This is a genomic window from Pseudomonas sp. SORT22, assembly GCF_018417635.1.
GTDB lineage: Bacteria > Pseudomonadota > Gammaproteobacteria > Pseudomonadales > Pseudomonadaceae > Aquipseudomonas.
The window spans coordinates 2512822-2537701 of record NZ_CP071007.1 but is presented as its reverse complement, the minus strand read 5'-3'; the positions used below and the strand labels follow the sequence as shown (position 1 = coordinate 2537701).

The following is a 24880-nucleotide window of genomic DNA, read 5'->3' as shown; positions in this document are numbered from 1 at the left end:
GGCCTAAGCCGCCTCCCTGCCCCGCGCCACCGCCTGGGCCGCCGCTAACATCGAGCGCAACAGCACCGCGCAGCCATCGGCCAGGTCTTGCGGCGCGGCATTCTCGATTTCGTTGTGGCTGATGCCGCCCTCGCAGGGGACGAAGATCATCCCCGCCGGGCCCAGTTCGGCGACGAAGATCGCATCATGCCCGGCGCCACTGACGATATCCATGTGCGACAACCCCAGGCCCTGGGCTGCGCTGCGCACCGCCTGCACGCAACCCTCATCGAAGTACAGCGGTGGAAAGTCTGCGGTCGGCGTCAGGCTGTAGGTCAGCCCATGCTGCTGGCAGGTGCTGCTGATCACATCCTTGACCTGGGCGATCATCGAGTCGAGCCGCGCCGGCTCCAGATGCCGGAAATCCAGGGTCATGCGCACCTCGCCAGGAATGACGTTGCGCGAGCCGGGATAAGCCTGCAGGCAACCGACCGTGCCGCAGGCATGGGGCTGGTGCTCCAGCGCCACGCGGTTGACCGCCGCCACCACCGCGCTGGCGCCGACCAGGGCGTCCTTGCGCAGGTGCATCGGCGTTGGCCCGGCGTGGGCCTCGACGCCGCGCAGGGTCAGGTCGAACCACTTCTGCCCGAGCGCGCCAAGCACCACGCCGATGGTCTTGTGCTGGTCTTCAAGAATCGGCCCCTGCTCGATATGCGCTTCGAAATAGGCGCCCACCGGATGACCACTGACCGCCCGCGGCCCGGCATAACCAATGGCGTTAAGCGCCTCGCCGACGCTGATGCCTTCGGCGTCGGTCTTGGCCAGGGTCTGGGCCAGGGTGAATTTTTCGGCAAACACCCCCGAACCCATCATGCACGGAGCAAAGCGCGAGCCCTCTTCGTTGGTCCACACCACCACTTCCAGCGGCGCTTCGGTTTCGACCTTGAGGTCGTTGAGGGTGCGCAGCACTTCCAGCCCGGCCAGCACGCCAAAGCAGCCATCGAACTTGCCACCGGTGGGCTGGGTATCGATATGGCTGCCGGTCATCACCGGCGGCAATTGCGGGTTGCGCCCCGGGCGGCGGGCGAAGATGTTGCCGACGCCATCAATGCTGACGGTGCAGCCGGCCTCTTCGGTCCATTTGACGAACAGGTCGCGGGCCTGGCGATCGAGGTCGGTCAAAGCCAGCCGGCAAACGCCACCCTTGACCGTGGCGCCAAGCCGGGCCAGCTCCATCAGCGACTGCCACAGGCGTTCGCCGTTGATATGCCGTTGGGTCGATTGCAGAACATCCTGAGCGGTTTGCATGTGCGTCTCCTGCATCACGTGCCTGGCCTCTGCGGGCCATGGGCTTACACGGTGGGTTTGAGGTTGGCCGTGCGGGCGGCCCTGAAGCTACCGAGGGCGTAGTAGATCAGCCCGCCCAGGGCAGAACCGGTGAACCAGCCAAAGTCGTAGAACCAGCTGAAGGCGCTGCTGTGCAGCGACAGCAGGGTCAGCGCCACCGGCACGCCGAAGGCAATGAAGCCAGCGGCGTTCCAGGCCGGGTAGACGTCGTCGCGGTACAGGCCGGCGAGGTCCAGGGTCTGTTTGCGGGTGATGAAGTAGTCGACCACCATAATCCCGGCTATCGGCCCGAGCAGGCTCGAATAGCCCAGCAGCCAGTTGGAATAGACGCTCTCCAGGCTGACGTCGCTGACGATCCAGCCGAGCTTTTTCAGCAGCTCATGGCCCATCAGCAGCAAGCCCACCAGGCCGGTGAGCAGCACCGCCGTGGTGCGGCCGATCCATTTGGGCGCCAGGTTCTGGAAGTCATTGGTCGGCGAGACGATGTTGGCCGCGGTGTTGGTCGACAGCGTGGCGATGATGATCAGGGCCATGGCCAGCGCCACCCACATCGGGCTCTGGATATGGCCAATGAGGCTGACCGGGTCGGACACGGTTTCGCCCACCAGCGAGGCAGAGGCTGCGGTCAGCACCACGCCGAGGGCGGCGAACAGGAACATGGTCAGTGGCAGGCCGAAGATCTGCCCGAGGATCTGGTCCTTCTGGCTTTTCGCGTAACGGCTGAAATCGGGGATGTTCAGCGACAGGGTGGCCCAGAAACCGACCATCGCAGTGAGCCCGGCAAAGAAGTAGCCGTAGACGCTGGCGCCCTCGGGGCGCTTGGGCGGCTGGGCCATCAACTCGCTGATCGAAACGTTGGGCAAGGCCCACACCAGCAGGCCCGCTCCCACCAGTACCAGCAGCGGCGCCGACAGGGTTTCCAGCCATTTGATCGACTCGGCGCCGCGCAGCACCACCCACAGATTCAGGCACCAGAACAGCATGAAGCCGATCACCTCGCCGGTGCCGCCGAGGGCTTTCCAGTCCGCCGACAGCGAGCCGAGAAACAGGTGAATGGCCAGGCCGCCGAACATCGTCTGGATGCCGAACCAGCCGCAAGCCACCAGGGCGCGGATCAGGCACGGTACGTTGGAGCCGATGATGCCGAAGGACGAACGCAGCAGCACCGGAAAGGGAATGCCGTACTTGGTACCGGGAAAAGCGTTCAAGGTCAGCGGGATCAATACCACGGTGTTGGCCAGCAAAATCGCCAGCAGCGCCTCGCCCACGGTCAGGCCAAAATAGGCGGTGAGCACGCCGCCCAGGGTGTAGGTCGGCACGCAGATCGACATGCCGACCCACAGCGCGGTGATGTGCCATTTGTTCCAGGTGCGCTCGTGCACCTTGGTCGGGGCGATGTCGTGGTTATACCTGGGGCTGTCGAGGACGTCGCTGCCGGCGTCGAGTTCGAACAAGCCGTCGCGTTCGCTCACCTGCGATCTGGTCTGCTGCATGGCCGCTCCACTGTTGTTGTGTTTTTGGGAGTTGGTTGCATTGCACGGGCATGTGGGCAATCACGGTTGCCCATGAGAAATCTTGACCATTTCTACAACCTGTCAAGAACGACAGGACCACTGGTCGTTTTCCCTCAGCACCGCTCAAATCATATAACTCTTATAAATCAGTAAGTTAACCTTGTTACATGCATATAAATTAAATATTTGCCCTATCTGAAATCGCCGACTAGATTCATTTCCTGACAGCGATGACAGGTTTTCGCCTACGCTGAAAAAAGTACAAAACCTAGAACCGGTAACAACCGGTCAAGCCTGCGAGGAGCATCTGATGACGCTTATGATTCGTGGCGCCACCCTGATTACCCATGAAGAAAGCTACCGCGCCGATGTCTTGTGTGCCGACGGCGTGATCAAGGCCATCGGCCCTGCCCTTGAAGTGCCGGCCGGCTGTGAAGTGCTCGACGGCAGCGGCCAGTACCTGATGCCCGGCGGCATCGACCCGCACACCCACATGCAATTGCCCTTCATGGGCACCGTGGCCAGCGAAGACTTCTACAGCGGTACTGCCGCGGGCCTGGCCGGCGGCACCACCTCGATCATCGACTTCGTGATTCCCAACCCGCAGCAGTCCTTGCTCGAAGCCTTCCACCAGTGGCGTGGCTGGGCCGAGAAGTCGGCCAGCGACTACGGCTTTCACGTCGCCGTGACCTGGTGGAGCGAGCAGGTGCGCGAGGAGATGGGCGAACTGGTGCGCCTGCACGGGGTCAACAGCTTCAAGCACTTCATGGCCTACAAGAACGCGATCATGGCCGCCGACGACACCCTGGTCGCCAGCTTCGAGCGCTGCCTGGAGCTCGGCGCGGTGCCGACCGTGCATGCCGAGAACGGCGAACTGGTCTATCACCTGCAACGCAAGCTGATGGCCCAGGGCATTACCGGGCCGGAAGCGCACCCGCTATCAAGGCCCTCGCAGGTTGAAGGCGAAGCCGCCAGCCGCGCCATTCGCATCGCCGAAACCCTCGGCACGCCGCTGTACCTGGTGCATGTTTCGACCCGCGAAGCCCTGGATGAAATCACCTACGCGCGCAACAAGGGCCTGCAGGTCTACGGCGAAGTGCTGGCCGGGCACCTGCTGCTGGATGACAGCGTCTACCGCCACCCCGACTGGCAAACCGCCGCCGGTTACGTCATGAGCCCGCCGTTCCGCCCGCGCCAGGACGGCCACCAGGAGGCGCTGTGGCACGGCCTGCAATCGGGCAACCTGCACACCACCGCCACCGACCATTGCTGCTTCTGCGCCGAACAGAAAGCCGCCGGGCGCGACGACTTCAGCCGCATCCCCAACGGTACTGCCGGCATTGAGGACCGCATGGCAGTGCTGTGGGACGAAGGGGTCAACAGCGGCAAGTTGTCGATGCAGGACTTTGTCGCCCTGACTTCGACCAACACCGCGAAGATCTTCAACCTGTTCCCGCGCAAGGGCGCCCTGCGCGTCGGTGCCGACGCCGACCTGGTGCTCTGGGACCCGCAAGGCACACGGACCATCTCGGCGGCCACGCACCATCAGCAGGTGGACTTCAACATCTTCGAAGGCAAGACCGTGCGCGGCATCCCCAGCCACACCATCAGCCAGGGCAAGCTGGTCTGGGCCAACGGCGACCTGCGCGCCGAGCGCGGCGCCGGGCGCTACATAGAACGGCCGGCGTACCCGGCGGTGTTCGACCTGCTCAGCAAGCGGGCCGGGCATTCCCGGCCGGTCGCCGTTAAGCGCTGAAGAGCATCGCTGGCAAGCCCGCTCCCACATGTGGGAGCGGGCTTGACCCGCGATGGAAGGCAAAGCCTTCCCCAAAAAAAATAAAAAAATGAGGAACCCACCGTGATCGATTCCCTCAACCACCTCCCCCGACCGTCCGAGAACAACGCCACCCTCGCCGAACACTTCAGCGACCTGGCGCCAGCGTTGAACGCCCGCCAGGCCGCGCTTGAAGCCTCACGCTGCCTGTATTGCTACGACGCGCCTTGCGTCAACGCCTGCCCCAGCGAGATCGACATCCCCTCGTTCATCCGCAACATCCACCAGGAGAACGTCCAGGGCGCGGCGCAGAAAATTCTCTCGGCCAACATCCTCGGCGGCAGTTGCGCGCGGGTGTGCCCCACCGAGATCCTCTGCCAGCAGGCCTGCGTGCGCAACAACCACCAGGAGTGCGCGCCGGTGCTGATCGGCCTGTTGCAGCGCTATGCCGTGGACCATGCCGAGTTTGCCCAACACCCGTTCCAGCGCGCCGCCAGCACCGGCAAACGCATTGCCGTGGTCGGCGCCGGCCCGGCGGGGCTGTCGTGCGCCCACCGCCTGGCCTGGCACGGCCATGACGTGGTGATCTTCGAAGCCCGGGACAAAGCCGGCGGCCTCAATGAATACGGGATCGCCAAGTACAAGCTGGTCGACGATTTCGCCCAGCGCGAGCTGGACTTTGTCCTGCAGATCGGCGGCATCGAGATTCGTCACGGCCAGGTGCTGGGCGACAACCTCAGCCTGGCCGAGCTGCAACAGCAGTTCGACGCGGTGTTCCTCGGCCTGGGCCTGAATGCCGTGCGCCAGCTGGGCCTGGCCAACGAGGCGGCGCCGGGCATGCTCGCCGCCACCGAGTTCATCCGCGAACTGCGCCAGGCCGATGACCTCAGCGCCTTGCCGGTGGCCGACCGTTGCATCGTCCTCGGCGCCGGCAATACCGCCATCGACATGGCCGTGCAAATGGCCCGCCTCGGTGCCCGCGACGTCAACCTGGTGTATCGCCGTGGCGTCGAGGACATGGGCGCCACCGCGCACGAGCAACACATCGCCAAGGACAACCAGGTACGCCTGCTGACCTGGGCCCAGCCCGAACAAGTGCTGCTCGACGATCAGGGCCGGGTGCGCGGCATGCGCTTTGCCCGCACGCAGTTAAGCGATGGCCGCCTGCAGCCAACCGGCGAGACCTTCGAACTGGCTGCCGACGCGATCTTCAAAGCCATCGGCCAGGCCTTCGATGCCAGTGCCTTGAGCGACAGCAGCGGCCAGCAGCTGGCCCGCGAGGGCGAGCGCATTCGCGTCGACGAGCAGCTGCGCACCAGCCTGCCCGGCGTGTATGCCGGCGGCGACTGCACCCAGCTCGGCCAGGACCTTACCGTCCAGGCCGTGCAGCACGGCAAGCTGGCCGCCGAGGCCATGCATGCGCACCTGATGCTCAATGTGGAGGCTGCATAATGGCTGACCTGTCGATCGAATTCGCTGGCATCAAGGCGCCCAACCCGTTCTGGCTGGCCTCCGCACCGCCCACCGACAAGGCTTACAACGTGGTCCGTGCCTACCAGGCCGGCTGGGGTGGCGTGGTCTGGAAAACCCTGGGCGAAGACCCCGCCGCAGTCAACGTTTCGTCGCGTTACTCGGCGCATTACGGGGCCAACCGCGAGGTCATGGGCATCAACAACATCGAGCTGATCACCGACCGTTCGCTGGAAATCAACCTGCGCGAAATCACCCAGGTGAAGAAGGACTGGCCAGACCGCGCACTGATCGTCTCGCTGATGGTGCCCTGCGTCGAAGAATCCTGGAAAGCCATTTTGCCGCTGGTCGAAGCCACTGGCGCCGACGGCATCGAGCTCAACTTCGGCTGCCCCCACGGCATGCCCGAACGCGGCATGGGCGCGGCGGTCGGCCAGGTGCCGGAGTACGTCGAACAGGTCACCCGCTGGTGCAAGACGTACTGCTCGCTGCCGGTGATCGTCAAGCTGACACCGAACATCACCGACATCCGCCAGTCGGCCCGCGCCGCCCATCGTGGTGGCGCCGACGCGGTGTCGCTGATCAATACCATCAACTCGATCACCAGCGTCGACCTCGAACGCATGGTTGCCCACCCCATTGTCGGCGACATGAGCACCCATGGCGGCTATTGCGGCTCGGCGGTCAAGCCGATTGCCCTGAACATGGTTGCCGAAATCGCCCGCGACCCGGCCACCCACGGCCTGCCGATCTGCGGTATTGGCGGCATCGGCAGCTGGCGTGACGCCGCCGAGTTCGTCGCCCTCGGCTGCGGCGCGGTGCAGGTGTGCACGGCGGCGATGCTGCATGGCTTTCGCATCGTCGACGAGATGAAGGATGGCCTCTCGCGCTGGATGGACAGCCAGGGCTACCGCAGCCTCAAGGAGTTCCAGGGCCGCGCCGTGGGCCACACCACCGACTGGAAGTACCTGGACATCAACTACCAGGTGGTGGCCAGGATCGACCAGGCGGCGTGCATCGGTTGCGGGCGCTGCCACATCGCCTGCGAAGACACCTCGCACCAGGCCATCGCCAACCTCAAGCAGACCGACGGCAGCCACCGCTACGAGGTGATCGACGCCGAATGCGTGGGCTGCAACCTGTGCCAGATCACCTGCCCGGTACAGGACTGCATCGAGATGGTCCCGCAGGACACTGGCAAGCCGTTCCTCGACTGGCTGCATGACCCGCGCAACCCCTATCGCGAAGCGTCCTGAGGCATAAGGTTACGACCTTGGCGCTGCAAAGCGCCAAGGTCGCCTTGCTCACAAAGCTACTCGGGCTCGAACTCAAACAACGTAGGCTTGCCGTTGATCAGCTCAATTCGGCCAACCTGCCACCGGTTGGCTTCGAGCTGAACAGGCTTGGGATAAAACGTGTGTACATTCGTGCCCAGTGTGACTGTGCAGCAGACATGTTCGGCGGTGAGCTCGCCAACCTTGGAATAGTTGGTTACCACGATATCGTAGCGCCTGTAGTACCAATAAGAGATATCGATGACCTCCATTCCCGGGCCCGTCATTACATCCTGGACAAGACGGGCGTAAGGCGACCTTTCCAGATCGCCCCTGTTTGCGTAACTCACGCTTGGCTGTTCATTGAGCGACGCCTGCGGCATGTTCAGGGCGACATCCAGATCTCCGAGTGCGGCGCTCCAGCTCAGGCATACTTTTCCTGCCCGGCCGCTTGTAAGTTGAGGGCCAGTGTCTTTTGTTAGTGTTTGTGCAGCAACGTCAAGCGTTTCAACGAATAGTGCGTTTTCGATCTGGGTGGCCAGCTTCGGCTGTAGACGCTCCATTTCTGCAGTCGCTTCGCCGATGTAACGAATGCGGCTGACTGCCAGGACTTCATTGGCCGCCACAAGAGCGGCGTGATCTGCCGGACCGTGATTGACCACGAACACATCCGCCTGCGGACAACTGCGCGCATAGTCATCGGCGGCAACGGTAAAGTTGCCGCGGCTGGCGTTCAGGTAATGTTTGCACTCAAGGACAAAACGGGTGTTGCTGTTACGGTCGCCGGCAGAATCGACGCGCAGGATGCGAAAGTCCGGTTGAATACCGACTTTGCGTTTTTTACTGGTCCCTATCAGGTCGGAGCGCAACTCTGCCCAGACATCATACTGCTCACCCTGCCACTGGTAAGACGCCAGCCGGCTACCCCCAAACGCGAAAGACAAGACCCCATTTGCATCGGGATGGAATTGCAGGCTTTCGGTACGCCGCGCTGCAGTTTGCAGCAGAACGCTGCCAACCCATACGGAATAGAGCTCGTGGCGCTTGCGCCATAACGGCAGGTTGAGCAGGTCAAGCAACTCCTTGCGGGTGCGATCGACCCATTGCTCGCGTGTTGTCAGTGCGTCGAGTGTTGGTGTGACGCTCGCCACAATATCCTGGGGGGCGAGCCTGCCCTGGCGGACTCCCTCGACAATCGACCTGAGGTAGAACTCGATTCCGGCATCTACCTGATCGTGGGTTGCCGAGATCCGTGCACGATCCACTTCTGACAAGCTGGGCAACCGAGAGGCCATTAGACCATCCCTGCTTGAAGCCATGCTCCCACACCAGCTTCTAAGATCATTCAGCAATTGCGCAAGACGCAGCACTACATGATCAAATTCGGCATGCTGAGTAGCCGGCATAGGCAGCACCTGGGGAAACCCCTCGCATTTCGTGCTGCCGACCCCCGGCACAAACGATTTCAAGCTATTCCTTAATTCCCAGAGCTGAACGGCCGAAGCTAACTCATACCGCGAAACCAATACCCTTTCCAGCCGCTCAACACTCTGACGAAATGCCTCCAGCGTCGACTTGATAGGATTGCTCACATTCTTGAAGCGAAAAGACACGCTCAGCGGCTGCTGCCCCTGCGCCTCAGCCAGGGCCAAGGTCTGCAGGATATCCTTCATCATCACACCGAAATCGCGCTGGGAGGTCAGTACGGCCACCAGCAAGGTCTCGACGCTGACCTGAGCCAAACCACTGCGCGCATCTGCCTTCAACAGGGCCTCCACCGATGGGTGAGCAACCAGTGAAGGTACCGACGCCAGCAGCGCCTGCTGTACCTGATGGTCAAACTGTACATCACGCCCCGGACGCCGCTTCAGCTTCAGTTCAATACCTGCGCCACTGAGCAGCTCGCGCCACAACGCCTGAGCGCTCACTACCGTGAGTCCATTCATGGTGGTTCCTGTAGATTCGGTTCAAGTGGGTACCGCAGTTTCAGCGTAGATCACTGCGCCGGTACAGGCTCAAGCCCACTGCCAGCGCCGCCAGCATGCCGGCGCAACTGCGGTTGATCCACTGCATGGTGCGCGCCGAAAAGCGCCGCATGGCGTGCCGCCCGCCATAGGCGTAGACGGCCATCATCAGCCCGTCGATCGCCGCGCTGGTGATCGCCAGCACTAGGTACTGCTCGGCCACCGGTTGCTCGGGGCGAATGAACTGCGGCAGGAACGCCGAGAAGAACAGCAAGCCCTTGGGGTTGGACAAGCCGACGAACAAGGCCCGCAAGAAGGCCGAACGCCCCGTGGCGCCAGCGCTCACCGTACTACGTTGCAAGGCCCCGCTCGGCGCCCGCCAGAGCACCCAGGCCAGGTACAGCAGGTACACCGCGCCCACCCACTTGACCACGCTGAACAGCTGCTCCGAAGCCTGCAGCAACGCCCCCAGGCCACAGCCCACCGCCGCAATCAACACCAGGTCGGAGAGCATCGCCCCGGCCATGCCGAAACCGGCCACGCGCATGCCGTGGGAAGCGCCATTGTTAAGGGCCAGCAGCATCGCCGGGCCGGGGGTGATCATCACCGCGCTGGCGGCGATAACGTAGAGCAGCAGGGTCGAGGCTTCCATGGCGGGCTCCGCGGGCAGAAAGGCCCAAGCATGCCTCGGCCAGACTGATCATGGCAATCGTGCCATCCCGCGAATGCCTATATCATGACGGTTACAGGAATATCCCCGCGAGGAAGGAATCGTCATGCTTTACCGCCTGGGCGCCGATGGTCTGGTGCTGTTTCACTTGTTGTTCATTGTCTTCGTGCTGTTTGGCGGTTTGCTGGTGCTCAAATGGCGCGGTGCGATGTGGTGGCATCTGCCGGCGATGAGCTGGGGCATGGCCGTGGAGTTCTTGCACCTCACCTGCCCGCTCACCGAGTGGGAAAACCGCCTGCGCCAGGCCTCGGGCCTGGCCGGTTATGAAGGCGGTTTCATCGAGCACTACATTTGGCCGATCATCTACCCGGCGGGGCTGACGCCTGGCATCCAGCTGGTGCTCGGCTCGGTGGTGGTGCTGGTCAACGGCCTGGTCTACCTGCGCGTAATGCGCCAGTGGCAGGCGCGGCGTCAGCAGCGCATTGCCTAGGGTTTGTACGAAAAGTCGCCGAGCGGCGATCAGGCAAGGCGAGAACAGGCGAGGAAGCGGAGTTTACGAGTTGTAAATGAGCATTCCGAGCCTGTTTTCAACGCAGCATGATCGTCGCGCAGGCACTTTTCGTACAAAGCCTAGCGTGTAGCAACGATAAACAGGCGCGGAAACGGCAACAGCACCGTGCCATCGGCGGCAGGCGGATACGCCTGCTCCATCGCTTGCAGGTAATACTGCAGAAAATCTGCCTGCTCCTGGGCATCCAGCGCCGCCAGATACGGCCGCAATGCCGAGCCCTTGAACCACTCCACTACCGCCGGCGCGCCGCCTGCCAGCGGGTGGTAATAAGTGGTGCGCCAGACGTCCACGCGCCGGCAATGGGGGCTGAGCACATCGTAGTAATAGGCCGCAGTGTGCCGTGGCGGCAGTTTCAGGTCACCGACCTTGCTGGCCCAGCTGCCCAGTTTGGCGATCTCGCGAAGCTGGCGGTGGGCCGGTTCGTCGAGGTTGTCCGGGGTCTGGATCGCCAGGCTGCCACCGGCCCTCAGTTGACGTACCAGCTGCGGGTACAGCAGCGCGTGGTCGGGCAGCCATTGCAGCGAGGCGTTGGCGAGGATCACATCGACACCCTCATCGACGCTCCAGCTAGCGATATCAGCCACTTCGAAGGCCAGCTGCGGCAAACGCTGGCGGGCGGCGGCGATCATGTCTTCGCTGCTGTCCAGGCCGGTCACCTGCGCCTCGGGATAGCGGCTGGCGAGCACTTGCGTGGAGTTGCCCGGGCCGCAGCCCAGGTCCACGGCGCTGGCGACTGTGTGGTTGGGCAGCGCCGCCACCAGGTCGCGCACCGGGCGCGTGCGTTCGTTCTCGAAGGTGCTGTATTGCGCAGCTGACCAGGTCATCGCAGGTTCCTTTAGTGGCCTTGGGAAATCGAGCGTGTCCTAGCATGCCGGTTACCCGCCGATTAAGAAACCTCGCACAGCAATGCCGCCAGTTTGCGCCCGGCAAAACGCAGCTGCGCATCGCTCAGGGCGGTGAAGCCGATCATCACCGCAGGCCGCAGTTGCACCTGCTGGCAGAAGCTGCCGATCGGTTGCAGTTGCAGGCCCTGGTCGGCGGCGCGCTGGCAAAAATCCTGCTCATCCGCCCCTACCGGCAACCACAGGACAAAGTGCAAACCGGCTTGCTGGCCGCTGACCTCATAACAGCCCGGCGCATGCTCGGCCAGGCAGGCGAGCAGCAGGTCGCGGCGCTGCTGATAGGCCTGGCGCGCCTGCCTCAGGTAGCGTACGAAGCTGCCATTGGCCAGGTACTCGGCCAGGCCCAGTTGCTCGGTAACCCCGACCGCGCCGCCGGTGCCCTGCAGGGTCGAAAGCAACGGTGCGCGCAGGCTCGCCGGCACCAGCATGAAACCCACGCGCAGGCCGGCGAACAGCGTCTTGTTGAAACTGCCGCAGTAGATCACCCGGTCGCCGTGATCCAGCGCCTTGAGCGCCGGCAGCGGTGCGTTGTTGTAGTTGAATTCACTGTCGTAGTCGTCTTCGACGATCCACGCCTCGGCACGCTTGGCCCAGTCCAGCAGCATCAGCCGCCGCGACACCGACAGGGTCACGCCCAACGGCGACTGGTGCGCCGGGGTCACGCAGGCCAGGCGGGCATCCAGGTGACGCTCAAGCGCTTGCGCGTCGATGCCCTCGGCGGTTACCGGCACCGCCACCACCTGCGCCCCGGCCCGCGCAAACAGCGACCTGGCGGTGCGGTAGCCGGGGTCTTCGACACAGGCCTTGTCGCCCGGGCGAATCACACTGCGCGCCAACAGGTCGATGCACTGGCGGATGCCGCTGGTGACGATCAAGTCCTGGGCAGTGCAGCGGATGCCGCGATAGCGGCGCAGGTAGTCGGCGATCTGCTCGCGCAGGGCCGGCAGCCCGGCCGCATCCGGCGAGCTGAGCAAGGCTGCCGGCGCTGTCGCCAGGGCCTTGGCCAGCGCCTGGGACCAGGCCTTGAGCGGGAACAGCGCCGGGTCGGCCAGGCGCGCGACAAACGGCACACCCACCTGCACACCGGCGCCGCTGGCCGTGCTCGGTGCGCTGAGCGGCTGGCACGCCGGCGCCGCTGCCGGCTCACTGCCAGCAGCGATAAAGGCGTCAGGCACCACCGCACACACCCGGGTACCGGAGCCGGCCACCCGGTTGACATAGCCCTCATCGCGCAGACGCTCGAACACCAGCTCCAGGGTGCCCCGCGACAGCTGCCAACGCTCGGCCAGGGTGCGCGTCGAGGGCAAGCGGCTGCCGGCCGCCAGGCGCTTGTCGAGGATCGCATCGCGCAGGGCGGCATAGGCGCCTTGCTGCTTGCCCTGGGCCAATGCCGTGGGCAGCGGGAGATCGAGGGCGATGGCGGCTTTGCCTGTGCGCATAGTGGTCCAATCAGGTTTGTTCTTAATGGCGCTGCCGATTAAACCACATTGGCCGCTAAGGTCTGCGCATCGATCACAAGGAACCGTTCAATGCCCACCCCCTCCTCGCCCGGCCCGCGAACCTGGCTTCTATTGCTGCTGATGATTGTCTGCCTGCCGCGGGTGGCCCTGGACATCTACCTGCCCGCCCTGCCCGACATCGCCATCGCCCTGCACGCCAGCGACGCTCAGTTGCACCTGACCCTGACCCTGTACATGCTCGGCTACGCCCTGAGCATGCTGATCAGCGGCCCGCTGTGCGACCGTTTTGGCCGCCGCCCGCTGTTGCTGTTCGGCGGCACGATTTACCTGCTGGCAAGCCTTGCCTGCAGCCTGGCCAGCAGTGTCGAGGTGCTGATTGCCGCGCGCCTGTTCCAGGCCCTGGGCGGTTGCTGCGGGGCGGTGATTGGCCGGGTTATGGTGCGCGATCACTTCGACCGCCAGCAACAGGGCCAGTTGCTCGGCTACCTGTCGATGGGTATGGCGCTGTCGCCGATGATCGCGCCCGTGCTGGGCAGCCTGATCGAAACCGGCCTGGGCTGGCGCTGGATCTTCCTGCTGCTGACCTTGAGCGCTGCCCTGAGCCTGCTGCTGATCGCCCTGCGCCTGCCGGAAACCCGCCCGCCGCAAGTGGACGGGCAGCGTCAGCAACCGGTGCTGAAGGTCTACCTGCGCCTGCTCGGTGACGGCTACTTCATGCGCTATTCACTGGCGATTGCCTGCGTTTACTGCACCTACTTCCCGTTCATCGCCGAGTCCTCGACCCTGCTGCAACGCCGCCTGGGCCTGAGTTCGGCGCAGTACGCCGCGGTGTTCGCCGTCACCGTCGGTGGCTACCTGGTAGGCTCGCAGCTGTTTCGCCGGCGCAGTGGCCGCTACAGCGCCGATGCCTTGCTCGGCCAGGCCCTGGTGCTCAACCTGGCTGGCGCGCTGCTGCTGATGCTCGCCACCCGGCTGTGGCCCGACGCGCTGCTGGCGATCGTCCTGCCGATGCTGCTGATCATGCTCTCGGTGGGCCTGGCCATTCCGGCCTGCCAGTGGGCGGTGCTGCAGCCTTATGCGGCCATCGCCGGCAGCGCCTCGGGGTTGTTCTTTTTCATCCAGATGGCCTTCACTGCACTGTGCAGCCTGGTCATCGGCCAGCTCTCCGATGGCAGCGCCGGGCCCCTGGCCGGCATGACTGCGCTGGCCAGCCTGGCCTTTGCCCTGGTGCTCAAATGGCTGCGCAGCGAAGCGATGACGCTCAAGGCCGGTTCCGGCTAACATGGGCGATTACCTCACCCGCCGGAAGCCTGCCATGAGCCTGACCATCCGCCCCGCGCGGCGCGAAGACGCCGCCCAGATCCTCGCCTTCATCACCGAGCTTGCCGACTACGAGCGCGCCGTCCACGAAGTAATCGCCTCCCGGGCCGACATCGAACGCACCTTGTTCGACGACGGCGCCAAGGCCCTGAGCCTGATTTGCGAGCGCGACGGCCAGGCCATTGGCTATGCGGTGTACTTCTACAGCTACTCGACCTGGCTGGGGCGCAACGGCATTTACCTCGAAGACCTGTACATCACCCCCGAGCAACGCGGTGGCGGTGCCGGCAAGCAGTTGCTGCGTCATATCGCCGTCGAAGCCCTGGCCAACGGCTGCGGGCGCCTGGAGTGGAGCGTGCTCGACTGGAACGAGCCGGCCATCCAGTTCTATAAATCCCTGGGCGCCCTGCCCCAGGATGAATGGGTGCGCTACCGCCTCGAAGGCGCCGGCCTTGAGGCTTTCGCCCGCGGTTGAATGGCTGGGCAAGTGCGGCGCGATCGGCTAAGGTGCGCGCCTTGCCCTTACCTCGCCTTGCCAAGGAATGCACTGAATTGAAGGCCCTCTTTCGCTCCCTCCCGTTACTGTGCCTGGGCGCTGCCCTGGCGGCCTGCAGCGCCACCCCCGCCGACCCGGTCAGTTTCAAGGAAAATGACCTGTATGGCCTTAAAGACCCCAGCGGCAAGGTCATCGTTGCGCCGTCCATCGAGCTGCAACCGGTTTACCACGAAGGCATGGCAGCCGTTCGCATCAACAACAAATGGGGCTACATGGACCGCAAGGGGCAGTTGCTCATCCCGACCCTCTACAAGCGCCCCGGGCCGTTCAGCGATGGCCTGGCAGGCGTCTGCCTGACGTATTCCGAGTGTGGCTACATCGATACCCGGGGCCGCACCGTGGTGCCGTTCGAGTATGACTGGGTAGAGGGTTTCGACGACGCCAAGGATGGCCTGGCGGTAGTCGCCAAAGGCAACCTGTTCGGCATGATCAACCGCAAGGGCGAGCAGGTGATCCCCCTGCGCTTCAGCTCGCGGCCCATTACCGAGAAGGGCTATGTGCTGCTGAACGACAGCGCCAGCAAAAAAAGCGGCCTGATGAACACATCCGGCAAAGTGGTGCTGCCTTTCGAATACGACGGCTTCGCCTACAATACCTGGGGCGGACGGCTGATCAACGACAATCTGCTGAGCGCGGCAAAAGAAGGTAAATGGGGCTTTATCGACCTTAAGGGCAAGGTGGTCCTGCCCTATATCTATGACAGACCCGGTTTTTTTCGCGACGGCCAGGCCATCGTACAACGCGACGGCAAGCACTACCGGATCGACCGCAAGGGCAACGAAACGCCCTTGGAATACGAGCCATTGAAGCTACCCTGAGAGTATTTCCAATGATGTAAGCCTGGTGCACAGGAGTGCTGCCCATGGTCGTCAAAGCCAATAGCCAGACCTTCACCATCCTCGCCCAGGACCCGGCGGTGCGTGATGCCCGCGGCCAATTGCTGTTCGCCCGGGTCAGCGTGCCGCTGGAAACCCTCGGCCTGGGCCCCACCGGCTACCGCCTGAAGGTGGTCGACTTCGACGCCTCGCGCAACCAGCTGTACCACGCCCACTCCTACCAGCAGGACGCCACCAGCGGCGCGATGATCGACCCCTTCGATCAGCCCGGCGAGGCGCTGCTGGGCAACCCGGCGTTCCACTGTCAGCACGTCTACGCGGTGGTCATGCGCACCCTGGCGCGCTTCGAGATGGCCCTGGGGCGCCGGGTCGGCTGGGGCTTCGAGGGCCACCAGTTGCATGTGGTGCCGCATGCTTTCGTCGAGGCCAATGCCTTTTACTCGCGGGCCGACCGCGCCTTGATGTTCGGTTATTTCAAGGGCCTCGACGGCCAGCACGTGTTCACCTGCCTGTCCCACGACATCGTCGCCCACGAGGCCACCCACGCGATTCTCGACGGCCTGCGCGGCGGCTTCATGAATGCCTCGGGGCCCGATCAGGCAGCCTTCCACGAAGGCTTTGCCGACGTGGTGGCGCTGCTGTCGGTGTTTTCCCTGCGCGAAATCATCGAGTACGCCCTGACCAATGGCGGGCGTATCGAGCTCACCGTACAGGGCGATCGCCGGCTGCTCAACGGCGACCAGCTGAGCCCGCAGAACCTTGCCGAGTCGCTGCTGTTCGGTATCGGCGAAGAGTTCGGCCAGCAACTCGAAGGCCTGCGCGCCAATGCCCTGCGCCGCTCGGTGATGCTGCCGCCGTCGGCGGATTACCTGAGCGACGAGCAGTTCGCCGAAGCCCACAACCGTGGCGAAGTTTTCGCCGCCGCCATGCTTCGCAGCATGCTCGCCCTGTGGGTGGCGCGCCTGGGCGAGCTGGGCAATTTTGGCGACAACCTGTACAACCTGCGCGAAGTGGTTGAAGAAGGCGCCAAGGCCGCCGACCAGTTGCTGACCATCGCCATCCGCGCCCTGGACTACTGCCCGCCGCTGGACCTGGAGTTCGGCGACTACCTGGCCGCCCTGCTCACCGTCGATGCCCAGGTGGCCCCGGACGATTCGCGCTACGACTACCGGTTGATCATCCGCACCACCTTCGAAGCCTTCGGCATCAATCCGCCGCCAGCGCGCACCGACAGCGACGGCTGCTGGCACGGCTTTGCCGACAACGGCCAGGTGCAATACCGCAACAGCCACTTCGACTCGATGCTGCGCGACGACGAAGAGGTGTTCCGTTTTCTCTGGGAGAACCGTGCGGTGCTGGGCATCGACGAGCGCGCCTACACCGAAGTGGTGTCGGTGCGCCCGAGCATCCGCCTGGGCACCGACGGCCTGCTGCTGCGCGAGAGCGTGTGCGAATACATCATGAAGGCCAACATCTTTGGCGCCGAGCTCAAGAGCGTGTGCAACATCAGCCCGCGCCCGGCCTGGATCAAGACCACCGACGCGCTCACCGTCTACGGCGCCGGCACGCTGATTTTCGACCAGTACGGGCGCATCAAGTATCACGTCCAGCGCCCGCTCAACGACGGCCAGTGGCAATTGCGGCGCTTGAGCTACCTGGCAGGTCTCGATACCAGCGAGCTGGACCTGCGCAACCCGTTGGCGCAACTGCACCGCCAGCGCGCCTGGCAGGTCGGCCCATTGCGCGAGGAGCAAGCATGAACCCGACCAGCCTGACCCTCTATGCCTACCAGGTCGGTTTTGGCGACTGCTTTTTGCTGCGTTTCAACTACCCCGGTGACGTACGCCGCCATGTGCTGATCGACTTCGGCTCCATGGGCATGCCCAAGGGCGTTGCCCAGGGCCAGCGCCTGCTGGCAATCGCCGAAGACATCAAGGCCAAGTGCGCGGGCAAGCTCGATGCGGTGGTCGCCACCCACCGGCACGCCGACCACATCAGCGGCTTTGCCAGCAATCGCGCCGGCACCGCCAGTGGCGATGTGATTCGCAGCCTGGCGCCGGAGCTGGTGCTGCAACCCTGGACCGAACAGCTGGAGCTGGCCGAAGACGCCATTGCCCCCGAGCAACCGGGCCTGCGCGGCGCGCGCAGCATGGCCCAGACCCTCAAGAGTATGAATGCCCTGGCCAGCGCCGTGGTCAAGCTGCTCGACCAGGGCAAGCATGGGTTGTCCGCAGAGCTGGCCAGGCGCCTGGGGTTTATCGGCGAAGACAACATCTCCAACGCCAGCGCGGTGAACAACCTGGCGAGCATGGGCAAGCGCAACGCCTATGCCTTTTTTGGCAGCGAAGATGCCCTGGCCGAACTGTTGCCCGGTGTGCGTACCCATGTTCTCGGCCCGCCCACGGTCGAGCAGAGCACCTCGATCCGCAAGCAGCGCAGCCGTGATCCGGCCGAGTTCTGGCACCTGCACCGGCAACTGGTCGATGCCCAGGTCACTGCGCCGGACGACGACCCCGGGCCCTTTGCCGACTACCCGGCGACCCGTGGCAGCAAGCTGCCGATGAGCACCCGCTGGATCGCCCGGCGGGTGCGCGAAGCCCGTGGCGAGCAGTTGCTGCAGATCGTCACCGCGCTGGACAAGCAAATGAACAACACCAGCCTGATCCTGCTGTTTGAAGTGGCGGGCAAGAAGCTGCTGTTCCCGGGCGATGCGCAGATCGAGAACTGGAGTTACGCACTGAGCCAGGCGGACATTCGCGCATTGCTGGCAGACGTCGACCTGTACAAGGTCGGCCACCACGGCAGCCTCAATGCCACGCCAAAAAGCCTCTGGGGCGGCTTCAACAAGCGCGGCAAGGCCGGCACGCCACAACGCTTGACCAGCGTTCTGTCGACCATGCCCGGCAAGCACGGCAACCCCGAGGCCGGCACCGAAGTGCCAAGGCGGCCGTTGCTGGAAGCGCTGGGCAAGGAGAGCGAGTTGCACAGCACCGATGGCCTGGAGCCGGGAAGCTTGTACGAGGAGATCGAGTTCAGCTTTTGACGATCAGGGCCCTATCGCTGGCTTGCCAGCGATGCTTTTGATCAGGGCTCAAGCCCGATCCCCCTGAGGATCACACTGGTCACCGTCTGTACCGCCCGTTCGAACTGCAGCTCCGACAGCGGTTGGTGATCGTTGAGCAGCCCGACCTGGTGGCTGAAGTCGGCGTAGTGCTGGGTCGAGGCCCAGATCATGTACAGCAGGCCCGAGGGCTCCACCGCCAGGATCCGCCCGTCCTCGATCCACTGGCGGATCTTCGCTTCTTTCATTTTCGCCCAGTCGTACAGCGGGTCGTCCAGCGCCGCGCCGAGGTTCGGCGCACCATGGATGATCTCGTTGGCCCAGACTTTGGAGCCATGGGGCCGGGTGCGCGAATGGTTCATCTTGGCGCGGATGTAGCTGCTCAGCACGATGCGCGGATCGTCATACAGTTCAAAACACAGGGCATCCTGCTTCCACACATCGAGCAGGCCGAACAGCACCGCCTGGTACAGCTCGGCCTTGGTGCTGAAGTAATAGTGCACGTTGCTGCGTGGAAGCTGCGCGGCCTCGGCGATGTCGGCCATGGCGGTGCCGGCGAAGCCTTTTTCGGCAAAGACCTTTTCCGCTGCCAGAAGGATGTTGTCAACGTTGCGTTGACGAATGCTGAGCTTGTGCTGGGCCATGGCCGAATCCGTTGCGACTGACCCTGCAAGGCTACCACTGCCGGAGCATTCGTGCGCTGCAAGCAAAAAGCTTGTGCGGCAACGGGCATTTTTCTGCGCGGGCACAGTCGCAATACTGCACGTCTTGTTTATCAACGCTCGCACCGGAGGAACCCGCTCATGACTATTCCCGCCCTTGGCCTTGGCACCTTCCGCCTCAAGGACCAGGTAGTGATCGATTCGGTGGCCACCGCCCTCGAACTCGGTTACCGCGCCATCGACACCGCGCAGATCTACGGCAACGAAGCCGAGGTCGGCCAGGCCGTGGCCGCCAGCGGCATCGACCGTGACGAGCTGTTCATCACCAGCAAGATCTGGACCGAGAACCTGGCCGCCGACAAGCTGATCCCCAGCCTCAAGGACAGCCTGCACAAGCTGCGCAGCGACTACCTCGACCTGACCCTGATCCACTGGCCATCGCCCCAGGGCGCAGTGCCGGTCAGCGAGTTCATGGGCGCCCTGGCCGAAGCGCAAAAGCAGGGCCTGACCCGTCAGATCGGCGTATCCAACTTCACCATCGACCTGCTGCGCCAGGCCATTGAGGTGGTCGGCAAGGACGCCATCGCCACCAACCAGATCGAGCTGCACCCGTACCTGCAGAACCGCACGCTGGTGGACTTCATGCACCGCCAGGGGATTGCCGTGACCTCGTACATGACCCTGGGCTACGGCAAGGTCCTGCACGACCCGGTGATCGAGCAGATCGCCGCGCAGCACGGCGCCACCCCGGCGCAGGTGACCCTGGCCTGGGCCCTGCAGCTGGGTTATGCGGTGATCCCGTCCTCGACCCGGCGCGAGAACCTGGCCGGCAACCTCAAGGCCCGCGAACTCAAGCTCAGCGCTGACGACATGGGCAGGATCGCCGCCCTCGACAGCGGCCTGCGCCTGACCAGCCCCGAGAGCCTGGCGCCAGCCTGGGACTAACCGCGGTCGGTGCAGACCCGGGCCAGTTTCAGGTACTGCAGGCTGTGTTGCCGGCCCGCGGAGTCGACATAGACCATGCTGGCCAGCACCACCTCGCAGGTGTCGCTGGCCGGTTCGCTCAGCTGCAGCACCCGGGCGACATCCACGGGCATGCCATAGTGATAGACCGGCACCGGTGTGGCGGCCTGGGCCGTCGCCGCCAGCAACAGGCTCAAACCCGGCAGATAACGCAGGCTCATGGTGATTCTCCTGTGCACGCAAGCGGTTCGCCGCAGTGCCGGCGAACCTCGACCCGTTGAGTGTGGCGCGCTGCGGGCATAGGCGTTGCACCAGGGGATCAACGGCAGCGAATCAGGTAACCTGAACGCCAGACAAACGCCTGCGGATACGCCCCTCACTATGGAACTCCACATCAGCCTGCAAGGCCGCAAGGGCCTGGCCGAGCAGCTTTACCAGCAGTTGCGCGACGGCATTGACAGCGGCCGCCTGGCGGCCGGCACGCAACTGCCCCCCAGCCGCCTGCTGGCCGAGCAACTGGGGGTGTCGCGCAAGACCGTGGCCGAAGCCTATTCGCGCCTGACCTACGACAACCTGCTCAGCGGCCAGGTCGGCAAAGGCAGCTTTATCACCCCTGCCGCCACCCGCAACCCACCCCCCAGTACCAGCATCCCCCTCGCCAGCGCCGCCACCCTGGCCAAATGGCAGGCCCGGGCCAACCCGCTGGCTGACCTCAAACTGCCGATGTTGCGCTACGACTTTATCGGCGGCGCCTCGAGCAAGGTGCAGTTCCCCTTCGATGACTGGCGCCGCTGCAGCCAATACGCCCTGCGCCAGATCCGCCACAGCAGCGCCCGCTACAGCGCCCACCAGGGCCTGCCGGAGTTGCGCGAGGCGATCGCCCGGCATATCGCCTTCGCCCGCGGCGTGCGTTGCAGCAGCCAGGACGTGGTGGTCTGCAACGGCGCCCAGCAAGCCCTGGACCTGATCACCCGGGTGCTGGTCGAACCCGGTTGCCAGGTGGCCATGGAAGACCCCGGCTACACCCCGGCGCGCCAGTTGTTCCTGGCCCAGGGCGCCGAGCTGCAATGCGTGCCGGTCGACGCCGAGGGCATGTGCGTCGAGCAGATCGCCGAGGGTACGCGGCTGATCTACGTCACCCCCTCGCACCAGTTCCCGCTGGGCATGCCGATGAGCCCGGCGCGCCGCCAGGCCTTGCTCGAACGTGCCGCCGCGCTGGGAGCGATCCTCATCGAGGACGACTACGACAGCGAGTTCCGCTATGAAGGGCGGCCCACCGACTCGTTGCAAAGCCTCGACCGCCACGGCCTGGTGGCCTATGTCGGGACCTTCTCCAAAACACTTCTGCCGGAGCTGCGCCTGGGTTACTGCATCGTCCCCGAAGCGCTGCGCGAGGCGATCTGCATCGCCAAGCAACTGACCGACTGGCACACCCCGACCCTCAACCAGTGGGCACTGGCGCAGTTCATCAGCGAAGGTTCGCTGCAAAAGCACATCCGCCGCGTGCACGAGGTCTATGCCGCGCGCCGCGAATGCATCCTGGCCCGCCTGCAGGGTGACCTGGCGCCCTGGTTCGAGGTAGTGCCGGCCACTGCCGGTTATCACCTGAGCGCCTTGGCCCGGGGCGAGCTGGACGTGGAGTTTCTGATCAGCATGGCGCGCAAGGTCGAGGTCGGCCTGTATTCACTGGCGCCCTTCCATGCCCGCGTGCCGGTGCGCCAGGGCCTGCTGCTGGGCTTTGGCGCCATCGAACGGCTGGACATCGACCCGGCCCTGGACCGCCTGCGCGACGTGCTCCAGGCCCTTGACTGATTGGCCTCCTGACAAAGGGCAAAATTGGCTATTCGAGTACGCCGTACCTGGCGCTAAGGTAGCGCCATCGCCGCCTGTGGCGGACCTTAGCGGAGAGCAGCAATGAGCAATCGTATCGAATGGGCCAAACACTCGCCTGAAGCCTACAAAGCCATGGTCGGCCTGGAAATGGCCCTGGGTAAATCGGGGCTTGAGAATTCGCTGCTGGAGCTGGTGCGCCTGCGTGCTTCGCAAATCAATGGCTGCGCCTACTGCGTCAACCTGCACGCCAACGATGCACGCAAAAGCGGCGAAAGCGAAGCGCGCCTGCAGACCCTGAGCGTCTGGGACGAAACCGAATTCTTCAGCCCGCGCGAGCGGGCGGCGCTGGCCTGGGTCGAAAGCCTGACCCGCCTGCCCGACCAGCGCGCCCCGGAGCACCAGTACCGCGCGCTGCTCGAACACTTCAGCGAAGCCGAAGTGGTCAACCTGACCCTGGCCATTGCCACCATCAACGCCTGGAACCGCTTCGGCGTCGGCTTTGCGATGATTCCTGGCTGATCAACCCGCCGGGGTCGGCATCACCGGCGGCGTGTACTGCAAGGTGGTGCCAAGGATCCACAGCAGGAACAGCACCAGCGGCACGTGCACCAGCAACTGCACGAACGAGAAGCCGATCAGGTCGCGCGCCTTCAGGCCCAGCACACCCAGCAGTGGCAGCATGTAGAACGGGTTGATCAGGTTCGGCAGCGCCTCGGCGGCGTTGTAGATCTGCACCGCCCAGCCCAGGTGGTACTGCAGATCGTTGGCCACCAGCATCACGTACGGCGCTTCGATGATCCACTTGCCGCCGCCCGAAGGGATGAAGAAGCCCAGCACCGCCGAGTACACGCCCATCAGCAAGGCATAGGTGTCGTGGGTGGCGATCTGTACGAAGAAGGTCGAGATGTGGTGCGCCAGGCTCTGCGCATCGGCGCCCTGGACCTGGGTCAGGATCGCCGCGATCGAGCCGTACAGCGGGAACTGGATCAGCACCCCGGTGGTGGTCGGTACCGCACGGGCCACGGCATCGAGGAAGCTGCGCGGGCGCCAGTGCAGCAAGGCACCGGCCATGATGAACAGCAGGTTGTAGGTGTTCAGCCCGGAAATCGCGGTGATCGCAGGTTTGGTCGAAAACTCGTTGTACAGCCAGCCAGCGGCCAGCGCCACCAGCAGCAGGATCAGGATCGGGCTGTACTCCAGCCACTCGCCCGGGCGGGTGCGCTGCGGTGTTGGCGGTGCCGAGAAGCTTGGGTCGACGCCGCAGGCTTCGGCGCTGCGGGCGCTGTTGGGGCCCGGCGCAGTGGCATAGGCCACGACCAGCGAAACCACCACCAGCGCGGCGAGCATCACCCCCGACTGCCAGAGGAAGATGGTCTCGGTGAACGGGATCACCCCGGTGATCGCCAGGATCGACGGCGGCAGGCTGGCCGGGTTGGCCTGCAGTTGCGCGGCCGAAGACGACAGGCCCAGGGCCCACACCGCACCCAGGCCCAGGTAGGCGGCGGCACCGGCGGCGCGGTAGTCCATTTTAAGGTCGGTGCGCCGGGCCAGGGCGCGCACCAGCAAACCGCCGAACACCAGCGACAGGCCCCAGTTGAGCAACGAGGCGACCATCGAGATCAACGCCACCCAGCACACCGCCGAACGACCGTTGTTGGGGAGGCGCGCCAGGCGGTCGATCAGCTTGACCGCAGGTGGCGAGCTGGCCACCACGTAACCGCCGATGACCACGAAAGCCATCTGCATGGTGAACGGGATCAGGCTCCAGAAACCGTCACCGAAGGCCTTGGCGGTATCGGTGGGCTTGCCGCCCATGGCGAGGGCAGCGACCGACACCAGCACCACGGCCAGGGCGGCGAACACCCAGGAGTCGGGGAACCAGCGTTCGGCCCAGTTCGAGCAACGCAGGGCAAAACGGGCGGAGCGGCTGTCTTGGATATCAGCGGCCACGGGATTTTCCTTTTATTGGTTTTATTGGAACAGCACAAGGCCCCATCGCGGGTCAAGCCCGCTCCAACAGTGGGAGCGGGCTTGACCCGCGATGGGGCCCGAAAGTACGACTCAGAAGGTCATTTCTTTAACATCATCCGCCACAATCAGCTTGCCCGCGGTCTTTTCGATGATCTCTTCAACCGTCACCCCCGGCGCAGTCTCGCGCAGGATGAAGGCGCCGTTCTCGATCTCAAGGTATGCCAGGTCGGTGAGCACCTTGCGGATGCAGCCGGCGCCGGTCAGCGGCAGGCTGCAACGCGGCAGCAGCTTGGACTCGCCGTCCTTCGAGGCGTGGGTCATGGTGACGATGATGTTGTCGGCACCGGCCACCAGGTCCATCGCCCCGCCCATGCCCTTGACCAGCTTGCCGGGGATCATCCACGAGGCGATGTTGCCTTGCACGTCCACTTCAAAGGCGCCGAGTACGGTGAGGTCGACGTGACCGCCGCGGATCATGGCGAAGGATTCGGCCGAGTTGAAGATCGAGGCGCCGGTGCGGGCGGTGACGGTCTGCTTGCCGGCGTTGATCATGTCGGCGTCCAGCTGCGCTTCGGTGGGGAATTCACCCATGCCCAGCAGGCCGTTTTCCGATTGCAGCATTACGTCCATATCGGCCGGGACGTAGTTGGCCACCAGGGTCGGGATGCCAATGCCGAGGTTGACGTAGTAGCCATCCTTGAGTTCACGGGCTACACGTTGGGCCATTTGTTCGCGGGTAAGTGCCATGGTCAG

At 64.3% G+C, this 24880-nt stretch carries 22 protein-coding genes; 12 read left to right on the top strand and 10 right to left on the bottom strand.

The features are described from left to right. Positions 1-3: 3 nt before the first annotated feature. On the bottom strand, positions 4-1287 hold the full coding sequence (locus JYG36_RS11860) for a Zn-dependent hydrolase (RefSeq protein ID WP_213604052.1): 1284 nt from the start codon (positions 1285-1287) through the stop codon (positions 4-6). A 44-nt stretch (positions 1288-1331) separates the two neighbouring features. Next, complete coding sequence (locus tag JYG36_RS11855; RefSeq protein WP_195884425.1) at positions 1332-2819, bottom strand: NCS1 family nucleobase:cation symporter-1; 1488 nt, start codon at positions 2817-2819, stop codon at positions 1332-1334. Between the two features lie 331 nt (positions 2820-3150). On the opposite strand from JYG36_RS11855, the gene hydA reads away from it, so the two are divergent. The 3 genes from hydA to preA all read left to right on the top strand — a co-directional run bounded on the left by hydA (position 3151) and on the right by preA (position 7340). Further along, positions 3151-4596, top strand: coding sequence for a dihydropyrimidinase (gene hydA, locus JYG36_RS11850; protein ID WP_213604050.1), 1446 nt, complete (start codon positions 3151-3153; stop codon positions 4594-4596). Between the two features lie 102 nt (positions 4597-4698). Continuing rightward, a complete protein-coding gene (locus JYG36_RS11845; protein WP_213604048.1) occupies positions 4699-6066 on the top strand; it encodes an NAD(P)-dependent oxidoreductase in 1368 nt (455 codons plus the stop codon). Next, entirely contained in the window at positions 6063-7340 is a 1278-nt protein-coding gene (gene preA, locus JYG36_RS11840) for an NAD-dependent dihydropyrimidine dehydrogenase subunit PreA (protein WP_093387493.1), read from the top strand. The genes JYG36_RS11845 and preA overlap by 4 nt, the downstream gene beginning before the upstream one ends. Positions 7341-7396: 56 nt before the next feature. Here preA and JYG36_RS11835 read toward each other — a convergent pair whose 3' ends face one another. After that, positions 7397-9304, bottom strand: a complete 1908-nt coding sequence (locus tag JYG36_RS11835; protein WP_093381617.1) for a hypothetical protein — start codon at positions 9302-9304, stop codon at positions 7397-7399. Positions 9305-9344: 40 nt separating this feature from the next. Continuing rightward, positions 9345-9974, bottom strand: coding sequence for a LysE family translocator (locus JYG36_RS11830; RefSeq protein ID WP_093381613.1), 630 nt, complete (start codon positions 9972-9974; stop codon positions 9345-9347). A 124-nt stretch (positions 9975-10098) separates the two neighbouring features. On the opposite strand from JYG36_RS11830, the gene JYG36_RS11825 reads away from it, so the two are divergent. Then, positions 10099-10482 (top strand): DUF2784 domain-containing protein, encoded by a 384-nt coding sequence (locus JYG36_RS11825; protein WP_093381611.1) that lies wholly within the window; start codon positions 10099-10101, stop codon positions 10480-10482. Between the two features lie 140 nt (positions 10483-10622). Here JYG36_RS11825 and tam read toward each other — a convergent pair whose 3' ends face one another. Both tam and pdxR (JYG36_RS11815) read right to left on the bottom strand, forming a co-directional pair. Further along, a complete protein-coding gene (gene tam, locus JYG36_RS11820) occupies positions 10623-11387 on the bottom strand; it encodes a trans-aconitate 2-methyltransferase (protein ID WP_093381607.1) in 765 nt (254 codons plus the stop codon). 62 nt (positions 11388-11449) lie between these two features. Then, the gene (gene pdxR, locus JYG36_RS11815; RefSeq protein WP_213604046.1) at positions 11450-12904 is read right to left on the bottom strand and encodes a MocR-like pyridoxine biosynthesis transcription factor PdxR; all 1455 of its coding nucleotides are present in this window, start codon (positions 12902-12904) and stop codon (positions 11450-11452) included. A 90-nt stretch (positions 12905-12994) separates the two neighbouring features. On the opposite strand from pdxR (JYG36_RS11815), the gene JYG36_RS11810 reads away from it, so the two are divergent. The 5 genes from JYG36_RS11810 to JYG36_RS11790 all read left to right on the top strand — a co-directional run bounded on the left by JYG36_RS11810 (position 12995) and on the right by JYG36_RS11790 (position 18680). Continuing rightward, complete coding sequence (locus JYG36_RS11810; protein WP_213604044.1) at positions 12995-14206, top strand: multidrug effflux MFS transporter; 1212 nt, start codon at positions 12995-12997, stop codon at positions 14204-14206. A gap of 34 nt (positions 14207-14240) precedes the next feature. Then, positions 14241-14720 carry a GNAT family N-acetyltransferase gene (locus JYG36_RS11805; RefSeq protein WP_045195638.1) on the top strand — a complete coding sequence of 160 codons (480 nt, stop codon included), beginning with the start codon at positions 14241-14243 and terminating at the stop codon, positions 14718-14720. 77 nt (positions 14721-14797) lie between these two features. Next, on the top strand, positions 14798-15619 hold the full coding sequence (locus tag JYG36_RS11800; protein ID WP_176794246.1) for a WG repeat-containing protein: 822 nt from the start codon (positions 14798-14800) through the stop codon (positions 15617-15619). Between the two features lie 44 nt (positions 15620-15663). Next, entirely contained in the window at positions 15664-17397 is a 1734-nt protein-coding gene (locus JYG36_RS11795) for a gluzincin family metallopeptidase (RefSeq protein ID WP_093381594.1), read from the top strand. Beyond that, complete coding sequence (locus JYG36_RS11790; protein WP_213604042.1) at positions 17394-18680, top strand: ComEC/Rec2 family competence protein; 1287 nt, start codon at positions 17394-17396, stop codon at positions 18678-18680. The genes JYG36_RS11795 and JYG36_RS11790 overlap by 4 nt, the downstream gene beginning before the upstream one ends. A gap of 41 nt (positions 18681-18721) precedes the next feature. Here JYG36_RS11790 and JYG36_RS11785 read toward each other — a convergent pair whose 3' ends face one another. Continuing rightward, positions 18722-19342: a TetR/AcrR family transcriptional regulator gene (locus JYG36_RS11785; protein WP_045194080.1), complete on the bottom strand. Its 621-nt coding sequence runs from the start codon at positions 19340-19342 to the stop codon at positions 18722-18724. A gap of 159 nt (positions 19343-19501) precedes the next feature. Between JYG36_RS11785 and dkgB the strand changes: the two genes are divergently transcribed. Then, positions 19502-20305 carry a 2,5-didehydrogluconate reductase DkgB gene (dkgB, locus tag JYG36_RS11780; protein ID WP_195884435.1) on the top strand — a complete coding sequence of 268 codons (804 nt, stop codon included), beginning with the start codon at positions 19502-19504 and terminating at the stop codon, positions 20303-20305. Here the strand turns inward: dkgB and JYG36_RS11775 are convergent. Then, complete coding sequence (locus JYG36_RS11775) at positions 20302-20544, bottom strand: DUF2790 domain-containing protein (RefSeq protein ID WP_045194082.1); 243 nt, start codon at positions 20542-20544, stop codon at positions 20302-20304. The two genes, dkgB and JYG36_RS11775, sit on opposite strands and share 4 nt — an antisense overlap. Before the next feature lie 160 nt (positions 20545-20704). Here JYG36_RS11775 and pdxR (JYG36_RS11770) point away from each other — a divergent pair, with 160 nt between their 5' ends. Then, positions 20705-22135, top strand: a complete 1431-nt coding sequence (gene pdxR / locus JYG36_RS11770; RefSeq protein WP_213604041.1) for a MocR-like pyridoxine biosynthesis transcription factor PdxR — start codon at positions 20705-20707, stop codon at positions 22133-22135. Between the two features lie 102 nt (positions 22136-22237). Continuing rightward, a complete protein-coding gene (locus JYG36_RS11765) occupies positions 22238-22675 on the top strand; it encodes a carboxymuconolactone decarboxylase family protein (RefSeq protein ID WP_045194084.1) in 438 nt (145 codons plus the stop codon). Here JYG36_RS11765 and JYG36_RS11760 read toward each other — a convergent pair whose 3' ends face one another. Next, positions 22676-24106, bottom strand: a complete 1431-nt coding sequence (locus JYG36_RS11760; protein ID WP_195884437.1) for a short-chain fatty acid transporter — start codon at positions 24104-24106, stop codon at positions 22676-22678. Between the two features lie 111 nt (positions 24107-24217). After that, positions 24218-24874 carry a CoA transferase subunit B gene (locus tag JYG36_RS11755; protein ID WP_045194086.1) on the bottom strand — a complete coding sequence of 219 codons (657 nt, stop codon included), beginning with the start codon at positions 24872-24874 and terminating at the stop codon, positions 24218-24220. Positions 24875-24880: the final 6 nt, after the last annotated feature.